The organism is Mesorhizobium sp. M1078 (assembly GCF_040318615.1).
Classification (GTDB): Bacteria; Pseudomonadota; Alphaproteobacteria; order Rhizobiales; family Rhizobiaceae; genus Mesorhizobium.
The window spans coordinates 1-17,998 of record NZ_JAMYMP010000041.1 but is presented as its reverse complement, the minus strand read 5'-3'; the positions used below and the strand labels follow the sequence as shown (position 1 = coordinate 17,998).

General features: G+C 58.7%; 15 protein-coding genes and 1 pseudogene. 11 read left to right on the top strand and 5 right to left on the bottom strand.

Translation table 11 applies throughout. The features are described 5' to 3' along the window. Positions 1 to 38: 38 nt before the first annotated feature. Together NKH38_RS29480 and NKH38_RS29475 are read right to left on the bottom strand one after the other, a co-directional pair. Complete coding sequence (locus tag NKH38_RS29480) at positions 39 to 794, bottom strand: nucleoside/nucleotide kinase family protein (RefSeq protein ID WP_023729576.1); 756 nt, start codon at positions 792 to 794, stop codon at positions 39 to 41. Between the two features lie 69 nt (positions 795 to 863). Beyond that, a complete protein-coding gene (locus tag NKH38_RS29475) occupies positions 864 to 2,393 on the bottom strand; it encodes an oligosaccharide flippase family protein (protein WP_198020012.1) in 1,530 nt (509 codons plus the stop codon). Positions 2,394 to 2,672: 279 nt separating this feature from the next. Here NKH38_RS29475 and NKH38_RS29470 point away from each other — a divergent pair, with 279 nt between their 5' ends. The 4 genes from NKH38_RS29470 (at position 2,673) to NKH38_RS29455 (ending at position 6,595) form a co-directional block, all read left to right on the top strand. Next, complete coding sequence (locus NKH38_RS29470) at positions 2,673 to 3,425, top strand: class I SAM-dependent methyltransferase (protein WP_023729578.1); 753 nt, start codon at positions 2,673 to 2,675, stop codon at positions 3,423 to 3,425. 55 nt (positions 3,426 to 3,480) lie between these two features. Then, entirely contained in the window at positions 3,481 to 4,584 is a 1,104-nt protein-coding gene (locus tag NKH38_RS29465) for an acyltransferase family protein (RefSeq protein WP_023729579.1), read from the top strand. A gap of 221 nt (positions 4,585 to 4,805) precedes the next feature. Next, positions 4,806 to 6,290: a M10 family metallopeptidase C-terminal domain-containing protein gene (locus NKH38_RS29460; protein WP_023729580.1), complete on the top strand. Its 1,485-nt coding sequence runs from the start codon at positions 4,806 to 4,808 to the stop codon at positions 6,288 to 6,290. Between the two features lie 92 nt (positions 6,291 to 6,382). Further along, a complete protein-coding gene (locus NKH38_RS29455) occupies positions 6,383 to 6,595 on the top strand; it encodes a DUF768 domain-containing protein (protein WP_023729581.1) in 213 nt (70 codons plus the stop codon). A 58-nt stretch (positions 6,596 to 6,653) separates the two neighbouring features. Here the strand turns inward: NKH38_RS29455 and NKH38_RS29450 are convergent, their stop codons facing one another. Then, positions 6,654 to 7,391 carry an AAA family ATPase gene (locus NKH38_RS29450; RefSeq protein WP_031238133.1) on the bottom strand — a complete coding sequence of 246 codons (738 nt, stop codon included), beginning with the start codon at positions 7,389 to 7,391 and terminating at the stop codon, positions 6,654 to 6,656. 298 nt (positions 7,392 to 7,689) lie between these two features. Here NKH38_RS29450 and NKH38_RS29445 point away from each other — a divergent pair, with 298 nt between their 5' ends. Genes NKH38_RS29445 through NKH38_RS29425 form a run of 5 tightly spaced genes read left to right on the top strand, consistent with a single transcriptional unit; the run spans position 7,690 to position 15,319 of the window. After that, complete coding sequence (locus NKH38_RS29445; protein ID WP_502896668.1) at positions 7,690 to 10,440, top strand: AMP-binding protein; 2,751 nt, start codon at positions 7,690 to 7,692, stop codon at positions 10,438 to 10,440. Next, positions 10,431 to 11,417 (top strand): NAD(+) synthase, encoded by a 987-nt coding sequence (gene nadE, locus NKH38_RS29440; RefSeq protein WP_502896669.1) that lies wholly within the window; start codon positions 10,431 to 10,433, stop codon positions 11,415 to 11,417. The genes NKH38_RS29445 and nadE overlap by 10 nt, the downstream gene beginning before the upstream one ends. Before the next feature lie 6 nt (positions 11,418 to 11,423). Continuing rightward, on the top strand, positions 11,424 to 13,451 hold the full coding sequence (gene asnB / locus NKH38_RS29435; protein ID WP_352764960.1) for an asparagine synthase (glutamine-hydrolyzing): 2,028 nt from the start codon (positions 11,424 to 11,426) through the stop codon (positions 13,449 to 13,451). Further along, on the top strand, positions 13,441 to 14,997 hold the full coding sequence (locus NKH38_RS29430) for a class I adenylate-forming enzyme family protein (RefSeq protein WP_023830100.1): 1,557 nt from the start codon (positions 13,441 to 13,443) through the stop codon (positions 14,995 to 14,997). Before asnB ends, NKH38_RS29430 begins: the two co-directional genes overlap by 11 nt. Before the next feature lie 55 nt (positions 14,998 to 15,052). Continuing rightward, entirely contained in the window at positions 15,053 to 15,319 is a 267-nt protein-coding gene (locus NKH38_RS29425) for an acyl carrier protein (protein WP_023670883.1), read from the top strand. A gap of 53 nt (positions 15,320 to 15,372) precedes the next feature. Here the strand turns inward: NKH38_RS29425 and NKH38_RS29420 are convergent, their stop codons facing one another. Next, a complete protein-coding gene (locus tag NKH38_RS29420) occupies positions 15,373 to 16,065 on the bottom strand; it encodes a N5-glutamine methyltransferase family protein (protein ID WP_023697126.1) in 693 nt (230 codons plus the stop codon). A gap of 486 nt (positions 16,066 to 16,551) precedes the next feature. On the opposite strand from NKH38_RS29420, the gene NKH38_RS29415 reads away from it, so the two are divergent. Beyond that, a complete protein-coding gene (locus NKH38_RS29415) occupies positions 16,552 to 16,923 on the top strand; it encodes a response regulator (RefSeq protein ID WP_023670881.1) in 372 nt (123 codons plus the stop codon). Between the two features lie 370 nt (positions 16,924 to 17,293). Continuing rightward, positions 17,294 to 17,497, top strand: a complete 204-nt coding sequence (locus NKH38_RS29410) for a hypothetical protein (protein ID WP_155921622.1) — start codon at positions 17,294 to 17,296, stop codon at positions 17,495 to 17,497. Positions 17,498 to 17,670: 173 nt separating this feature from the next. Here NKH38_RS29410 and NKH38_RS29405 read toward each other — a convergent pair. Next, positions 17,671 to 17,998, bottom strand: a pseudogene (locus NKH38_RS29405) (hypothetical protein); the annotation flags it as partial.

The window sequence follows — 17,998 nt, the reverse complement described above, 5'->3', positions numbered from 1 at the left end:
TCCGCCTTCTGCGAGTGAATAGTTCCATATCTCCAATCTCAGACATGATGGTGGGGCGCCGTTTGATTCAAAGCCGAGTCTCTCTCAAGACCAGTGACGAGGAACCTTGCCTGTGACACGTGCCGTCTTTCACGCACCTGCTGTGCAACAGCTTCGGCAGCGGTTGTGAGGCCACTTCGGTCCAAGCTTTCGACGCAAATCATGGGAAGTCGGCAAGATTCAAGCTGCTCGACTACGAGATTGACCTGATCAATGTGATCAAGGCTGCTCTGTAGATCAACCTCGAGAAGCTGTTGGATGATGCCAAGGGAACGGCGGCGTTCCCGAAGGCGCGCCTCCAGAACTTCTCTCGGCGCTTGCAAGCGGATGAGCAGGTCCGGTTTAGGCATCATGTCAAGAGCGCGCGCCAAACTCGCGCGATCGGTTATGCCGCTTAGCAAGACGAGTGAGGAGACGGATTGAACCGTTCCCTGGTCGAAAATTGAAATTACGTCATCGGACGCCTGAGCTATGCTCCAAGCTTGGATAAGAATCTCAAGATGCCACTTCAGACGAATGGCCCACAGTTTGTTCCTAGGCGGAAAAATAGCAAGCATGGCTGCAATCAGGGAGCGCTGTTCAATCCATCTCAAATACAAGCTCGAAAATAGCTTGAGGGCCGCTCTTTTAATCGGATGCCGGCGGTCGCCAAGCTGTAACACGACGGTGTATCCCTGGCTTTGAAGAACGTGCACCAATTCGGCAGCGAAGGTCGTCTTGCCGGCAGCAGAAGGCCCAAATAACTCAAGGATCATTGTTCAATCCAAACCAGAAGATAGCCTTCAACACGAACAACATCGTACAGATCTCGTTCCTAGATAGTCTTATTTCGGATAATTCCTCTTTCTGTCGCGTTGATCGGCCATCACGCCTTCGCGTACATTTCTAATCGCCCAGATCAATCCGGGGTGAATCCCTAACCGGGAGCGGATATAGGCCGCCTGACAAATGCTCAAGAAAACCACCGTGGCGCTGGTGGCAATGGCTGCTCCAACCGTGTCGTCCAACGAAATACCCAGGATGCAACCCGGGACATTAATGATCGCCGCGACGGACATCATTATAGCGGAGGCGCGCTCGTGGCCTGTCATTGTCAAAAGTTGCTGCTGCGGCCCGACAGCGGCCGCGGATAGCTGCCCAACTACCAAAATCCGAGCTATGAGCGCCCCCGAGGTGAATTCACCGCCAAACGCACGCAACACCGGTTCGGTAAACACAAGGAGTGGGAGCGCCAGCGCCACGCCACCCGCAAAGGACAATATGGTGGCTCTTGCGAACAATGCTTGGAGCCCTGTCATGTCCTTGCGCGCGAACAGGCGCGAGATAGCGGGGGCGAATGCGGTGCTCACGGCCACCCGCGGCAAAGTGAGAAGCAACGCGATGTTCGACCCGACCGCGAATATTCCGGCCCCCTTTATGAACCCGATCTTTCCGAGCAGCATAACCGCCGTGCGGTTCATCAGGACGTCCACAAATGTCATGATCATGATGGGAAGAAGCGAAGGCCACCAATCCCGGAAGGCATAGGTCGGCGGCGCGGCACTCAAGCCGGAGGGCCACAGGCGCCAGACACTGAAACCCGTTATCATGGCTGCGACGGCTGAACTGATCAGCAGCATCCACATCACAGTCGTCGCGTCCAGCCGCCACGGCGTGAACAAAACCGCGAGGCCGAGCAGGGTGAGCATAAATCCGTCGCGTACAATGCGTTCGGGAAGGAGCGCGGAAATTACTCCTCCAAAGGCTCGCACGACACCTGCACCAGTGAGATAGATTGTGATCAGCGGAAGCGTCGCCAAGCCTATCAACACACTGATGGCAAGTTCCGGATCCAGATGGTGAGGCCACCGGATCACGATCAGCGCGCCAACAGCCGCGATCAGAAATGCCACTGTGATGCAGGCCCTGGATCCAAAATGGATGAATCCAAGCGCCATCGGAAATTGGTTTGTTGCCTCGTACGCAGGCACGAATCGCAAAACTGCCACGTGAAAACCGAGAGTGGAGCCATAAGACAAGAGTGTGATCCAGGCGAACACGTACGTGAAAGTTCCAAAGCTCTCCACGCCCACCAGGCGCGCGATGACGATCTGGGTTACGAAGGTCAACCCGGCACCCGCCGCGTAAATAAACAAGGCCCAAACGCTTGCGTGAGAGAGCCGTCGGGTCAAACCACGGCTGCCGGTGCTTCCCTTGGCGGACGGTTGCTGGCCAGGTGGCTCGAAAATCCCTTTGAAGCCGTTCAGCTCGAAGTCGTCAGGCGCCAAATCGTGGAAAATGGGTATTGCTGACGTCGCGCGCTGGCGTTCCGATCGCATCGTTTCCGTCACCGGCTTTCTGGATTCGTCCCCCATCCGCTTTCCGTTCCTCCCACTTCCGACAAGGCCGATCGGGAGCTCGCCGCGGTGCATCTGTGAGGGGAGCACGGTAACGTCACCTTCGGGTAAGTCTTCATCCATTCGAGGGATGCAAAACGTGGCGACGTCTGGAAGCCTCGCTTTCGCGATGGACGCATTCGGTCGGATGAACTTCCGATTCGGTCGGATGAACTTCCGAGCCGCCAACGGTCATTTGGATTTTGGCTAAGCAGTTACGAGTTCCGGGCAAGTGAAGACAAAAGCGAAAGTGAGCCGATGACCGCGGATTTGAAGATTGCTCAGGCCGTATCGAGGGCACCGACCATTAAACCGATCGATCACGACACCGACGTCGCGGCCTATGAGAGCGCGACAAAATACAGGTATCAAAATCCGAGCTTTGCGAGCCGATACCTTGATGGATATGCGGGTCGCCTCAAGCTGTCGACGTTAGCATCCTATGTCATCGCGCGACGGGAGCAGAATTGCATCGCCAAGGCGCTGGAGAGGTGCTCCCCGCTTCCGGCTCGGGTGCTCGATATCCCATGCGGAACCGGGAAGCTGGCGGAAGTGTTGGGTCGGCACGACTGTCAGGTTCTTGCCGCGGACATCTCGATTGAAATGATGGCCTTGGCCAAGACAGCGTATGAGAGCCAGTCTGGATTTCGGGGTTTCATCCGGTGCGACGTGACCCAGTTGCCGTTCGGCGACGAAAGCTTTGACACGGTGATCTGCCTACGCCTAATGCACCTCATCCCGCCACATCTTAGGCGTGACATCATCAATGAACTGGCGCGCGTTGCCAGCCGCCGCGTAATCGTTTCCTACGGCCTTGCTTCCCGATTCCAGAGAATACGATTAAGGCTGCGAAAGATGATCACCGGGAAGATGTCAGCGCCTCATCCGGTCAATTTCAATGTCGCACGACAGGATTTCGCGGAGGCAGGGCTCAGCCTGGTAGGTTCTTTCAGTGTACTCCCCCTCCTGTCTTGCGAGCACTTGTTCATACTCGAGAAGACAACGGCCTAGCGTGGCATTTTAGCATTACTGATTGGCGCGCCAAGGAGTGGCCCTAGAGGCGACAATGGAACTTATCAGCAAGGGCAGTTCGTCACGCATGGCATCACTTGACCTGCTGCGCTTGATTGCAGCTCTGGCAGTCGTGCTCTATCATTACCTTTTCCGCGGCGCGATAGCCGGAAATCTCGACGTGAGTTACCCTGCCGCCGCGCCTTACGCCATCTATGGTAACCTCGGTGTCAATCTGTTTTTTCTGATTAGCGGTTTCGTCATCGCCTGGTCGGCCGAAGGCCGTACCTGGCAAGAATTCGCGGTCGCGCGTTTCGCCCGGCTTTATCCCGGGTTTTTAGTCTGCATGACAGCAACGTTTGTTGTTCTCGTCATTGCCAAAGACCAGCGTCTTCCAACCGATGCAACGACCTACGTCGCCAATCTCTCCATGTTCGCCCGTATCTTCGGTAGGAAGTCCATGGATGGCGTCTACTGGTCGATCATGCTCGAGATCCTGTTCTACTGCTGGGTTGCGGTGCTGATGCTGGCGGGTGCCTTTCAGCGCTGGAAACTACCCATCGCTGCCGCATGGCTCGCAGTTTCGGTAATCAACGAATTCTTCTTCGGGAGCACGGTGATACGCCTTGTCTTGATTACAGACTACGCACCCTTTTTTGCTGCCGGCATCCTCTCCGAAGACATCGTGGCAAGAGGCCGCTCGCCACTTGCGTTCCTTCTTCTTGCCGTCGCGTTCGGGGTGTCTTGCCGTACGATCATGCTCCCCCATGCGTGGATGCAGGAGCACTATGGAACAGCCATTTCGTATCCTGCTCTTTTCACGGCTAATTTGGTGGTCTACGGAATCTTCGCCGGCTCCATACTGCTTCGCTACGTTGTCGCACCTTCCAAGACTGTCTTGATGCTCGGTGGATTGACCTATCCGCTTTACCTTTTGCATCAGTACATTGGTTACGTTTCGCTAAACGCGTTGGCGCCGCATGTCGGCAAAGACCCCGCATTCTTCTTCGTGTTGGCTGGGGTTCTCTTTGCCTCCTTTCTCATTTGGCGTTTCATCGAAGCTCCGATACGCAAGCCGCTCATCCGCGGCTTGACGTCCGCAATATATCGCCTCGCGCCGGCCTCGCAGCACATGCGGCCGACCTCGCCCGCACATTAGTTCGACCGCGCTCCATGGCTCTGCTCGGGCTCTGATGCAATGACGCAAGCAGAGCCCGGCGCTCAGTGAAGACTCTTTGTCGCGGCTGCGTCGAACGGCGCGCTGTGCGTACAGCGACGATCAAAAAATCTCTCAGGGGATGCATGTATGTGATTTGTCGCTAATGTGTCCCTCAAGTACGTAAACGCGGGGGAGGCGTCGAATCATTTGAAGGAACGCGCATGACAACTCTTCACTACACGTCGGGTGGATCAGGCGCGGACATCGCGACGGCCGGCTTCAATCTGGCTGATGTTTCATCCGTTGACCAGCTCAATGCACTGCCGGCCGGCATGAAAGGCTTGGTCTGGCTAGACGAGGTCAACGGGGCATCCTCGTCCTTTATCCAGAAAGTCACGCCTTTCATCGGGAATTCGAAAGTTTTTGGTTTCTTCCTCGTTGACGAGCCGGACCCGACCGGGAAATGGGGTACCTACGCCAGCGCCGCCAATCTGAAGGCGGAATCCGACTGGATCCATTCTCATGTGCCGGGCGCCAAGACCTATATCACCATGATGAGCTTGGGGACGTCCGCGAATCCTGATTTTACCAATACGTACAATCCCGGCAACACGCATATCGACTATTACGGGGTGGATGCCTATCCGGTGCGCACTGGTGGCGTCGCCGACTACAACATGATCGACCGGTACGTCGCTGCCGCGAAGGCTGCGGGCATTCCGGTGAGCCAGATGATCCCTGGCTACCAAGCGTTTGGCGGCGGCAACTACAAGACTGACACGGGTGGCCAATATGTCGTACCAACGGCGGCTCAGGAACAGACCATGATGGACCATTTTGCCAAGCTGATTCCATCACCGGCCTTCGACTACGCCTATGCTTGGGGCTCCCAGCAGGGCGATACCGCGCTTGGAAACTCGCCGGCGCTGAAGGCTTTTTTCCTGCAGCATAATCAAAGCGCTGCAAGCGTGCCGCCGACCGGCGATGTCACGCCGCCCAGCAGCGTGCCGCCGACCAGCAGCGGACCCCCGCCCAGCACCGTGCCTTCGATGACCCATCACATTTTCTACGGCACGGGTAGCGCGGATGTACTTCACGGCACCACTGGCGCGGACACGATGAACGGCCGGGGCTATAACGACACCTATTATGTCAACAACGCCGGCGACAAGGTGGTGGAACTGCGGCACAGCGGCAACGATAGCGTGCTGGCATCGGTGAGTTACGCGCTGTCGGCCGGTTCGCAGATCGAGCATCTTGCGACCACGAGCAAGTCGGGCACTACCGCCATCAACCTCACGGGAAACGAGTTCGCCCAAACCATTGATGGCAATGCCGGGAGCAACACTATCAACGGCGGTGGCGGGAGAGACGTCCTGACGGGACATGGCGGCAACGACGTCTTTGTCTTCAATTCCGCTCTCAAGGTCGGCAATGTCGACAAGGTCACCGATTTCAACGTGGGCCACGACAAGATCCAGCTCGACCACACTGTGTTTGCCGGCCTGCATACCGGCGCCCTTCCTTCTTCGGCATTCCATGCCGGCAGGGCTGCGCATGACAGCAGCGATCACATCGTCTACAACAGCACGACTGGTGCGCTTTCTTTCGACAGCGATGGGTTGGGCGGCGCACATCATCAGATCCAATTTGCCACTCTATCTCCGCATCTGGCTCTGACGGCGTCCTCGTTCATCGTAACGTGACCTCGGGAACTTCAGGCCTGATCCAGACGGCCTGACGTTCTCTTGAATATAGCTCGATGGAACCAAATAGGCCCCGCTGGGCTTTATTCAGCATGAGCGCACGCGGCATCGAATTCCTGCAGAAATGGGTGGAAGATAAGATCCCACCCTATACCAAGGCCGATCCGGCTCTGGCAGCGAAACTTGCGGACCAGGCAACGGCGGATGCCCTCAGGGCGGGAATCCGCCCCGAGGAAATCTCCGAGGAAGTCGGAAGCATGTTGACGACCATGCTCGAAGTGCTCGATCAGCGCGATACGACATGATTGCGCGTTTTGCGGCAGATGCTGCCCCAGCTTGGCGCCAAACGTAATGCACAATGCGTCATGGGTCAGCCAGGGCTGCATTCCGAACATGCTCTCCCAGGACGCGCGCGATGACCCTGTCCACGTCGTGAGCTTCAGCATCATTGACTTGTATCAAGGGCCATCGGTCCTGGCGCAAGCACTCGCCGACCTCTCTTGAGATCTCGGCCTGCCGCAATCCCCTGTCCACGCCTAGTTCGAACAGGATAACCTCGAGGAGCGGTTGCTGCGCATACCGCTCCTCGAGACGGCGGCGCAAAGTTTCCTGAGGCGCGTCGAGCTGCACGACGAGGTCCGGCCGCGGCAGGAACGCCAGGCACTTGCGAACCGCGTCGAGCCTTGGAGTTCTAGCCAGCACGCCCAGCGCACACAAAGCCTGAATCATGCCCTCTTCGAAGATGAAGCAACCGGACGACTCCCGCGCTTGGCGCCAGGACTGGCACAGTTGGGCGATGTCGACCTTCATACGCCATGACCACACGCGGCTTCGAAGAGGGATTGATGTCAGAAGCCGGGCCGCGACACTGTCCTTTGGCAAGGTCGACAGCAAGACAGGAGCGGATGTGGCAATTTTTTTGCCAATTCGCCCTATGCCGTGGCGGATCTCGGGACCATCATCCTGAGCCGATCCATGTTCAATCAGACGGTACCCGTTCACTGTCTTCACGTTGATACCGTGTTTCGCCAGGCCCTGGCAGAGGCCGCGAAGAAGCGTGGTCTTGCCGGCACCAGGCGGTCCAAACAGCTCGATGATCATAGCGGAATGCCTAAGCGCCTTCGAAAAAGCAGTCATTCACCTGCGGATCAAAGCTTATCCAGATTTCAGATCACACCAACGTTCATTTGAATGACCGTTCCAGTCGTGAATATCTGGGCACCCCCGGATCCTCGCGGCGCCTGCCGATTCATCGCGATTGCGCTAGGTGAGCCGTTGCAAAACTTCTGAAGGACGCTCGGGAAGCGCTGGCTAGGCAAGATCGAGGCATCATCCGAATGATTGATGAAAAGATCTCCGCGGCGAGCGATGTTCGACCGTCAGCTTGGCGGGGCCCTGAATGTCCTCAGTGTGTTTGCATTCGGAAGTGGCAAATCAAAACCTGCAGGTGGATCTGCGACCCACCCGAAGGTGGTCAGTCGTTCCCGAATATGACCTTGACCAAGGGGGGCCAGTCTGGCGCCGTTACCGACAGATGGGTGCCCAATTTGCGGACATTCCAATCTTCGACCACCTTGGAGACGTCGCCAGGCGGTATCCTGACAAGCTCGCAATCAGCGACGGCGCCAACCGCCTGACTTTTTCTGAGCTTTTCCGGGAGGTCGAGACGCTGGCAACTCATATCAGTGCCGTCGTCCCCGAAGGGCAGGCCATCGGCATCCTGCAAGCAAACTCCGCTTGGTATCCTGTGGCGATGTTGGCGAGCATGACGGCGGGACGGCCTTCGGTTCCGCTCAACACAAGAGATCCCGCCTCTCGCATTTTCGGTATAGTCAGTGCCGCGCGGCTCGGCGCGATTATAGGCGCCGAAAATGTTCGCCCGGTCGAACTAGCCCAAGAGATCGTCTGGATCGATATTGCCGCCGCCGTGGCGCCCAACGATCAACACCCAGAACAGCAGCCCAAGCCCCCTATCGTTTCGGTCGATGCGCCTGCATTGGTGCTTTACACTTCAGGTAGCACCGGGCGCCCCAAGGGAATCGTCAACAGCCAACGCAGCCTGCTCTGGCGGGTCCGGCAATATGTCGATGCGTGCCATATCAGCGCGGATGACGTTTTCCTGCCGCTGACCGGGCCAGCCACGATCGCCGGTTGCCGGGAGATCTTTGCGGCGCTGCTGACGGGCGCCACATTGCATCTTCTCGAGGTGGAGGCTGTCGGCCTGCGCGCTGCGCGCGCTCGATTGCAGTCCGAAGGTGTGACGATCACCTATCTTGTGCCGGCACTGCTTCGAGCCCTCCTGGCCGAGGCGCCCGCCGACGCTTCCTGGCCGCTCAGAGTGGCCCGGATCGGTGGGGAGAAAGTGTCATGGGCAGACATCGCTTTGCTGCGCAAAGCCGTTTCGGACCAGTGCCTGATCCAGATCGGCTACTCATCGACTGAAACCATCGGTTCGCAATGGTTCTTGCCGCCTGACTGGCCCGAGCAAGACGCGTCGGTTCCCGTCGGCAGGCTGCTCCCTGGTATGACATTCGCTATCGTCGACGAAGCGGAGTGCAATGTAGGGCCAGGCGAGAGTGGAGAGCTTCTGATCAAAAGCCGCTATGTCCTGCTTGGTCATTGGGAGAACGGAGTGGTCGTTCCCGCGCAGCCGGACCCCGACGATCCCGAGGCTCGGCTTTTTTCGACCGGGGACCTCGTTCGGCTGGACGATGATGGCATCTTGAGGATCGTCGGCCGCAAAGGGCGCCAGATCAAGATCAATGGTCGACGCATCGAGCCCGCCGAACTCGAACGGGTCTTGCGTTGCGCGCCTTCAGTGGCGGATGCCGTGGTGATGGTAACGGCCGCGCAGGAACTCATCGCCTTCGCGGTTCCCCAGCGCTTCGCAGGCGGCGCTTTTGCAGACGACCTTCGCCAGCTCCTCAGAATGACCTTGCCGGCACCATTGCGTCCCTTGCGATTGCACACCGTTGACGCAATCCCACGCCTGTCGGGAGGTAAGGTCGATTTGGCAACACTGGCCGAGATAGATCGTTCGCACGGAAGGAGGGCGCAAGCCGCCCCGTCGTCCACTCTCGATGCTCCGCCCGCCGGAGGAGCAAAGGACACGCGTCAAATAGTGCAGCACGCGTGGACGCAGGTTCTCAACACAGGCACTGCCGCGGGAAACTGGGATGATGCTGGAGGAGATTCGCTGCAGCTGCTGCACTGCGTCATGGCGATCGAAAACGCCATCGGGCAAGAGCTGGGCCTCGAGGCATTCACCGTCGGCATGAGCTTGGACGAGATGGTTGAGGCGGTCGTCTCTGCACGGTCGGGCGAAGGGCGCGAAAAGAAGCACCACCCCCCGGTTCTTTTCCTGTTTCCAGGGTCCGTTGGCTATGGTCCGAGCCTGGCTGCGTTCGCAGCCGCCATGGGGAAAGTCGCCCGTGTAAACCCGATCCGATATCCGAGCCTTGCGGCGATACTGGACGGACACAACACCCTCAGCGCCATGGCTGGCGCCGCACTCGAGCAGATAAGCCGCATCCAACCTGCGGGCCCCGTGCGACTTCTCGGCCATTCTCTGGGTGGCGCGGTTGCATTCGAGGTTGCCGCACGGCTCATGAACGCCGGGCGAACGGTGCGGTTCCTGGGCATCCTCGACACGAGCCTTCTGGACGAGCCGAGCAACCACTGGGAGACACTTACCCGTACGTTCTATCGTATTCGCACCAACCGCATATCCGCGCACCGGATGGCTTGCAGAGCCCTTGCGAAGATCACCGTGGCCGTGGGCGGCGAAGCGCGTCTGGCCAGGATTCTGGACAGATTTGCCAATGGAGAGTTCAACCCGACGATCTTCAGGACCAAACTGGAAATGCAGGAGGTTTTAAGGGCGAAGTCATTCTTCCAGTGGCTTGAGGCATCGAAACCGGCTCTGCCCCTCTCCGGTACCTTGTTCCGATGTCGCAGGGAGGGGATGCCGCGGGCCTTGGGCTGGGACAGCGTCTTGGCACACCTGGACGTCATTTCGATCAAGGGCAGCCACATCGACCTTGTCGTCGAACCAAACCTTGCCACCAACCGTCCGCTTATCGAGACGGCCATCGTGCAGACCTATTCCCCCGCCGAATCTCGCAAAAGGGAGGACTTGTCATCGACATAATTCCGGAATTCAGCAAGGACATGCTGACGCTCGATGCCCGCGCGGAGGTCGATCGCATCGTTGACACCTTGCGCACTCAGGTTCTCGGCACCCTGCATCGTCGCGGCGTGGTTGTTGGTCTTTCCGGCGGTATCGACAGCTCCGTCGTCGCGACCTTGTGCATGCGCGCGTTCGGGAAAGACAAGGTCCTGGGACTGTTCATGCCGGAGCGGGATTCTTCCGGCGACTCGCTGAGACTTGGCCGCCGCGTCGCGGCACAGCTTGGCATTGAAAGCGTCCTTGAGGACATAGCACCGGCCCTGGAGGCTATTGGGGCCTACCGCCGACAGATCGAGGCGATCCAGACCATCGTTCCCGATTATGGGGAAGGGTGGAAATGCAAGCTGGTGATCGCGTCGGTTCTGGAGAGCAGCGGGCTCAACATAACCCGCCTCACGGTCCAGGATCCGCAGGGTAAAGTATATACCGTGCGTCTGCCGCCAGCTGCCTATCTGCAGATCGTTGCTGCGACAAACTACAAGCAGCGCCTGCGCAAGATGACGGAATACTATCACGCCGACCGCCTCAAATACGCGGTTGTCGGCACTCCAAATCGCCTCGAGTACGACCAGGGCTTTTTCGTCAAGCAGGGCGACGGAGCCGCCGACGTGATGCCGATCGTTCACCTTTACAAAACCCAGGTTTATCAACTCGCGGAATATCTCGAGGTGGATGATGAAATCCGGCAGCGGCAACCGACCACCGACACCTTTTCCATGACCCAAAGCCAGGAAGAATTTTATTTCGCGCTGCCCTATCACCTGATGGATCTATGCCTCTACGGCCTGAACCACGGGATCGCCAGCAATGAGCTCGCGGCGGTTGCTGGCCTCACCGAGCCCCAGCTTCAGAAAGTGTTTAAGGACATCGAAGCGAAACGAAGGGCGGCCCACTATCTTCACGCGCGGCCTTTGCTGTCCGCCGAAGGCGGAGATTGACCGAGCATGTGCGGCATCGCTGGAATCGTGGCGCTGAATGCCACAGCGGCTTTTCCTTCGCGGCAGGCGCTGATGCAGATGATGGGCGCGCTGGCGCATCGCGGCCCCGACGGGCGCGGTCTCTACCGGGACAGACGCGCGGGGCTGGCGCATGTGCGCCTGTCCATCGTCGATCTTTCCAGTGGCCAGCAACCGATGGCGGACACAGGCGATACGACGTGGATCGTGTTCAACGGCGAGATATTCAACTACGTCGAATTGCGTGAAAAACTCACGGCGCTCGGCCACCGCTTCCGAACCCGCAGCGACACGGAGGTCGCGCTACACGCCTATCGTGAGTGGGGAGAAACGGCCTTCGAGCGGATGAACGGCCAATGGGCAATTGCGATCTGGGATTCAGTGGCCAATCGTCTCATATTGTCGCGCGACCGCTTCGGCATTTGCCCGCTGTATTTCAGCGAGCATGCGCACCGGCTTTATTTCGCCAGCGAAGTGAAAGCCATTTTCGCGGCCGATCGAACCATACCTCGCGCCTTTGATCCGGCCGGCATCGATCAGACGTTCACGCTCTGGACGGTCGTTCCGCCGCAAGGAGTTTTCCACGGGATCAACGAACTCGAGCCGGGTCATGTCCGCATCTATCAGGATGGCACCGTTCGTGAGCGGATTTTTTGGCAGCCTTCCTATCCCGACAAGTTCGGATCGCGGCAGGGCGAGTTCACCGGGTCCAGCGATGACGCGGTGGACCGCGTATCTAGCGCTCTTGAGGCCGCGACGGCGCTCAGAATGGCGCGCGCAGACGTGCCTGTCGGGTGCTACCTCTCCGGAGGGCTGGACAGTTCGCTTGTGGCCGCGCTCGCGAGGCGCTTCGCGGGCGATCGCTCCCAAACCTTCTCCTTGCGTTTTGCCGACGCCGAATATGACGAGACCCGCTTCCAGCGAATGGTTGCCGAGACGATCGGCAGTGAGCACCATGAAGTGGTCGTTTCGCGCAGAGATATCGCCGGAATCTTTCCGGAGGTAATCCAACACACCGAACGCCCGATACTGAGGACTGCCCCGGCGCCGCTCTTCCTGCTCTCGCGCCTGGTGCGCGAGCGTGGCATCAAGGTCGTGCTGACCGGCGAAGGCGCTGACGAAATGTTCGCCGGCTACGACCTGTTCCGCGAAGGCAAGGTCCGCCGCTTCTGGGGGCGCCACCCGACATCGACACGCCGCTCTCGGCTCCTGGAACGCCTTTACCCCTATCTCACCCGCTCGCCGGTGCAACAGCAGGCGATGGCGCGTCAGTTCTTCGGGCGAAATATTCAGGCTTACGACGCGCCGGGCTTTGCTCATGAAACGCGCTGGCAAACCACCAGGGCCATCAAGCGCTTGTTTACGACCGACATGCGCGCTCAAACGCAGGGCCGCGACGCCGTGTCCGAGTTGCTCGCCCGTCTGCCCGCGCAGTTTGCCCGTTGGGGCCCTCTTGCGCAGGACCAGTATCTCGAGGTCCAAACACTGATGTCGGGCTATCTGCTCTCCTCGCAAGGCGACAGGATGCTGATGGCTCACTCCGTCGAGGGCCGCTTCCCGTTCCTGGACGATGAACTTGTGAGGCTCGCGAATTCGCTGCCGCCCTCCTTCAAACTCCGCGGCCTCGATGAGAAGCACGTGCTGAAGCGCATGGCGGCACCCATCCTGCCCTCCGAGATCATAGCCCGCAAGAAGCAGCCCTTCCGTGCGCCCAACGCGCTTTGCTTCGTCGGCGCAGACGCTCCGGATTACGCTCGCGAGGCGGTTTCGCAGACGGCCCTGCGCGAGGCGAATGTCTTCGATCCAAAGGCGGTCACGCACCTGCTTGCCAAATGCCAGGCCAGAACTGGCGATGGCGACCTGTCCAATGCCGACAACATGGCGCTGGTCGGCGTGTTGTCGACCCAACTTCTTCATCAGCAGTTCGTCGCGGGTTGTCCCAGTGCAACGCTCGAATGCACGCTCAGCGTCGACGTCGACTGCGAACATCGGGAAGAGCGCCTGTATGTTGCATGATGCCGTACCATTGCTGCATGACTACCTCGCCCATTCCGCCGTCCGACACGGAAGTAAGGTGGCGCTGGTGTGCAACAGGCAGCGTGTCACCTACCTCGAACTCGAAACGCGAGCCAACGCGATCGCCTGGGACCTGTCCGCATCCGGAGTCGTTCGCGGTGATCGCGTGATGATCTTCGCCGACAACACCGTCGAGACGGTGGTTAGCTTCTGGGCGGTGCTAAAGGCGAATGCGGTGGTGTGCATCGTCAACCCGCTCACCAAGAGCGACAAGCTCGATTATCTGCTCAACGACTGCCGGCCGACGGCGCTCATCACGGACGGCCATCTGCAAGCGATCTTCCGCGAGCCGGCGCGCGGCTGCCCGTCACTTCTGCGGGTGATCGTATCGGGACCGATCGACGACGTCGAACTCGCCCAGCTGCCGTTTGCCGTGCGCTGGGACGCCGCCCTCGCCAATGGCGCGGATACGCCGCCGGCACGGCAGTGCATCGATGTTGATCTGGCAGCCATCATCTACACGTCCGGGTCGACGGGCGAACCCAAGGGCGTGATGCTGACGCACAGAAACATGATGGCCGCGTGCGCGTCTGTCGCTTCCTACCTGGCGATTGCCGAGGACGAGGTGATCCTCAATGTCCTACCCCTCGCCTTCGATTATGGACTGTACCAGATGATCATGGCTTTTCGTACCGGCGCCCGGCTGGTGCTCGAACGCTCGTTCGCTTTCCCGGCACAGATCCTCGGGTTGATCAGGCAGGAGGGAGTTACGGGCTTTCCCGGCGTGCCCACAATCTTTGCCGCACTCTCCGAACTCAGGTCCCTCAAAGACCAGGATTTCTCGAGCATCCGCTACGTCACAAACACTGCGGCAGCCCTACCCCTCAAGCATATTTTCATGCTTCGCGAGCTGTTTTCGGGTGCACGCATCTATTCGATGTACGGTCTCACCGAATGCAAACGTTGCACCTATTTGCCGCCAGAGGACCTCGAGCGAAAGCCATTGAGCGTAGGGATCGCAATCCCGAATACGGAGATGTGGATCGTTGACGAGCATGACAGGCGGATAGGCCCAGGCGTTGTCGGCCAACTCGTCATTCGCGGCGCAACGGTGATGAACGGGTATTGGGGCAAGCCCGAGGCAACGGCCAGGAAACTCAAACCCGGCCCGCTGCCCGGCGAGCAGGTCCTATACACCGGCGACTACTGCCGGATGGATACGGAGGGTTACCTCTACTTCGTTGGCCGTGGGGATGAGATCATAAAGTCGCGAGGCGAGAAGGTGGCGCCAAGGGAAGTGGAAAACGTACTCATGGACATTCCAGGAGTCCGGGAAGCGGCTGTCATCGGTGTTCCCGACGAGCTCCTCGGGCAAGCGGTGAAAGCCTTTGTGGTGATGGAGCATGGAAGAGCCATTGGCGAAAGGGAACTGCAGAAGGAGTGCCAGAAGCGTCTGGAAAACTTCATGGTCCCGAAATCCATCGTCGTTGTGGCGAACCTGCCGATGACGGACACGGGAAAACTCAAGAAAACGGCGCTGTCATGATGCGGGGCCAGAACCAAGTCGCTGATTTAATGGTGACGCCACGGAGGACGAATTCATGTTGACCATCAAGGAACGCACCGGAATCTACAGCGAGCAGATTCGTAGTTTCTTGGTTTCAAATTTCTACGTCAGCGACGTCAAGGCATTGCTGGATGACGCATCCTTGCTCGATCAAGGCATTGTCGACTCGACGGGTGTGCTTGAGATTATCGGCTTCATCGAGGAGACCTTTGGCATTACCGTCGAGGATAGCGAACTTCTGCCTGAAAACCTCGATTCCATCCAGGGGATCGAGCAATACATCATCCGCAAAATGAACTGATGGGTAAGCGTTACGCCCAGAGCAGCCCGTATTTGGTCTGACTGTCGCAGGATTCATGCCTGCGACTTGACTTGCCCCAGAACCACCCGGCCCTCGCCCGCTTCGTTCGAGACCGAACGGATGTTCTCGAATGCCTTGCTGCGTTCCAGCAGACCCGCTACCTGTCGGTCTTGGCCAAGCCCGACCTCGAAGAGCAGGATGCCGCCACGCCGCAGGTATCGCGGTGCGTCTTTCAGTACGCGCATATGAATGCTCAGGCCGTAAGGGCCGGCTGCGAACGCCTCGCGCGGCTCAAGCTCGATCAGATGGGCGCGGTCGCCCTCGAGCCGCTTTTCAGAAATGTAAGGCGGATTGCAGACGATTACGTCGATAGTTCCGTCTAGCCCAAGGCCGATGAGAGAGTCGAACAAGTCGCCCTGAAGCACCGAAAGACGCTCAGCCATGCCGTGATGTGAGGTGTTGCGGCGTGCCGTTTCGACGCATTCATCGGTGAGATCGCTTGCCCAGACAAGGGCGCTGGGCACATGGTAGGCGATCGCGCACGCCAGATTCCCAGTGCCGCAGCACATATCAACTATGCGCGGAGCCGGCAGGTTCATCTGATGCAACACACCAAGCGCGGTCTTGCCGAGCAACTCGGTCTCGGGTCTGGGGACGAGCGCACCGGGCGAAACCAGCAGTTCAAGTCCCATGAACATGGCGCGGCCGGCGCCATAGGCATCAGCTACACTGAACTCTTTGCTCATGGCCGACCCCATCGCTTGATCTCCCCAGTATAGATCTGCGGCGCTCATGCGCCAGCCAAACCTGCTCCGAAATCATGAATTCTCAAGCCTTTCCTTCGAAAAACTGCAGGCACAAACTCGGTGCATCGCACTTCTGACGCTCATTGACCGATTGCAATCTCAGGTCGCCCAAGATGGAGAGAGAGGTGCTGCTCATGCTTTGAAGAGCCAATGGCGTGGTACGGCGGCTTTTAGATTTTGTGGATCGTGGAGAGGGGTAAACGCCTATCCAACTCTGATGGAGCGGAGGCGCGGACCGCAGCTCCATTGACGCGCTAATCTTCGGCTCCGGTAATTCAGCAAGTGGTCGGTGGAAGCGCCTCCGCTCCAGCATCAGCCTCACCTTGCTGCATGGAGAGGTTACCTATAGGTTTGCGGACATGTCGAAACAACTGTCCGAAGGTCTCGGATCGACATCTCATTTCCGGTCAATCGCAGAGAGGGGCCGTGAGCGAAAGCGTGAGTGTTCTGATTGTTGAGGATCAATGGCTAGTCGCGCAGGACACTGCCGCGCGGCTGCGTCGCGCCGGTTATCAGGTGGTCGGACCTGTGCCGTCGGTATCCGCCGCTCTGCGTCTTGTCGAATCGGACAAGATTGACGTGGCGTTGCTAGACATCCAGCTGAACGGTGAAACGGGTCTGCCGGTGGCGAGGATATTGCAGGCGCGAGGCATCCCCTTTGCCTTCTTGTCGGGATTTGGCCCCGCCGACGTTCCCGCGGCTTTCCGCGACTGCAGATTCCTGCCGAAGCCGGCAACCGATGCTGTCATCCTTGCTGCTGTCAGCGAGTTGGCGTCCCTGCGCACAGCTTCGCGCTGACATTCGCTCCGCCGCATTATTACCGGAGTTGCGCCCTGGCGACCTGGTAGGCCGGACGAGGTCAGTCTCACAAAGGGCAACATTGGCGCTTTGGCCATGAGGACGGCGGACTACGACCGGCGAGGACGGAAATTCAGCGTTCAAAAAGCATCCGCCGGGGTTCCACTTCTCGGCCTGTTGCGGCGATTTGGACTTAGGTCCGATCCCGGTCGCCAGAGGTCGGATTGCGGAACATCTGCCAAGGACCCACGTTCGGGGTTTGAGCACGGAGGTGCCGGCCGATCTCGAAGCGCAAGTTTCACGGGCAACTGTTGGGGAGTGTCGTAGTGCCGATTTCAAACGATATGGGGGACGAGTACCTGGAACTGGAATGTCCAAACTGTTCTCATGTCATCATAAAAAAGGGATCGTGGTTGAAGGTGATATCCAACTTCAACTGCACCCAATGCCATGCAAAAATCAGAATTGGTTATATGACCAAGCTCGCGCTTTTCGAGAAAAAAAGGCAAAGCATGAACCCGGCTGCGCAGTGAGCGTCCTGGCGGCCCGACAGTCGTTTGGGGTGGTGCGTTGAACCGTCGGGCCTGACCGGCCCGATGGCGGGGGAGCCAGGCCGGCTGGGTGAATCGTATACATTAGATCATGCTTATCAAGCCCAAATCCGCGGCGCGACATCGCCTGGTGGAGCAACGGTGAACCCCGCGCCCGTATACGCGCTAGCAGGAACGTCGGCGGTCAACATGCCGCTCATTCGTAGAGAGTGCGAACAGCTTCATCAAACAGCTCCACCTCGGCTTCAACCTTTTCAGCCGCTTTATCGACCTTCTCGAAACGCTTCAGCATTCGATTGTGGAGCATGGACAAGCGTGCGGCATGGTAGACCACGCTGCGCTTGTAACCTTCAGAGTCGAGTGGTTCGAACAACATTGTCATGGCAGAAATCCTTAATGTTTTCCGTCCTGCAATCCTCCCTAGGTGTTTGATCCCAGGCTTTGATGGCGCATACTTTTCGTCCGAATCAAAGGATGCGCTATGGGCCAGGTTCTTCATGGGAGCGCCACGACGACAGAGGCGA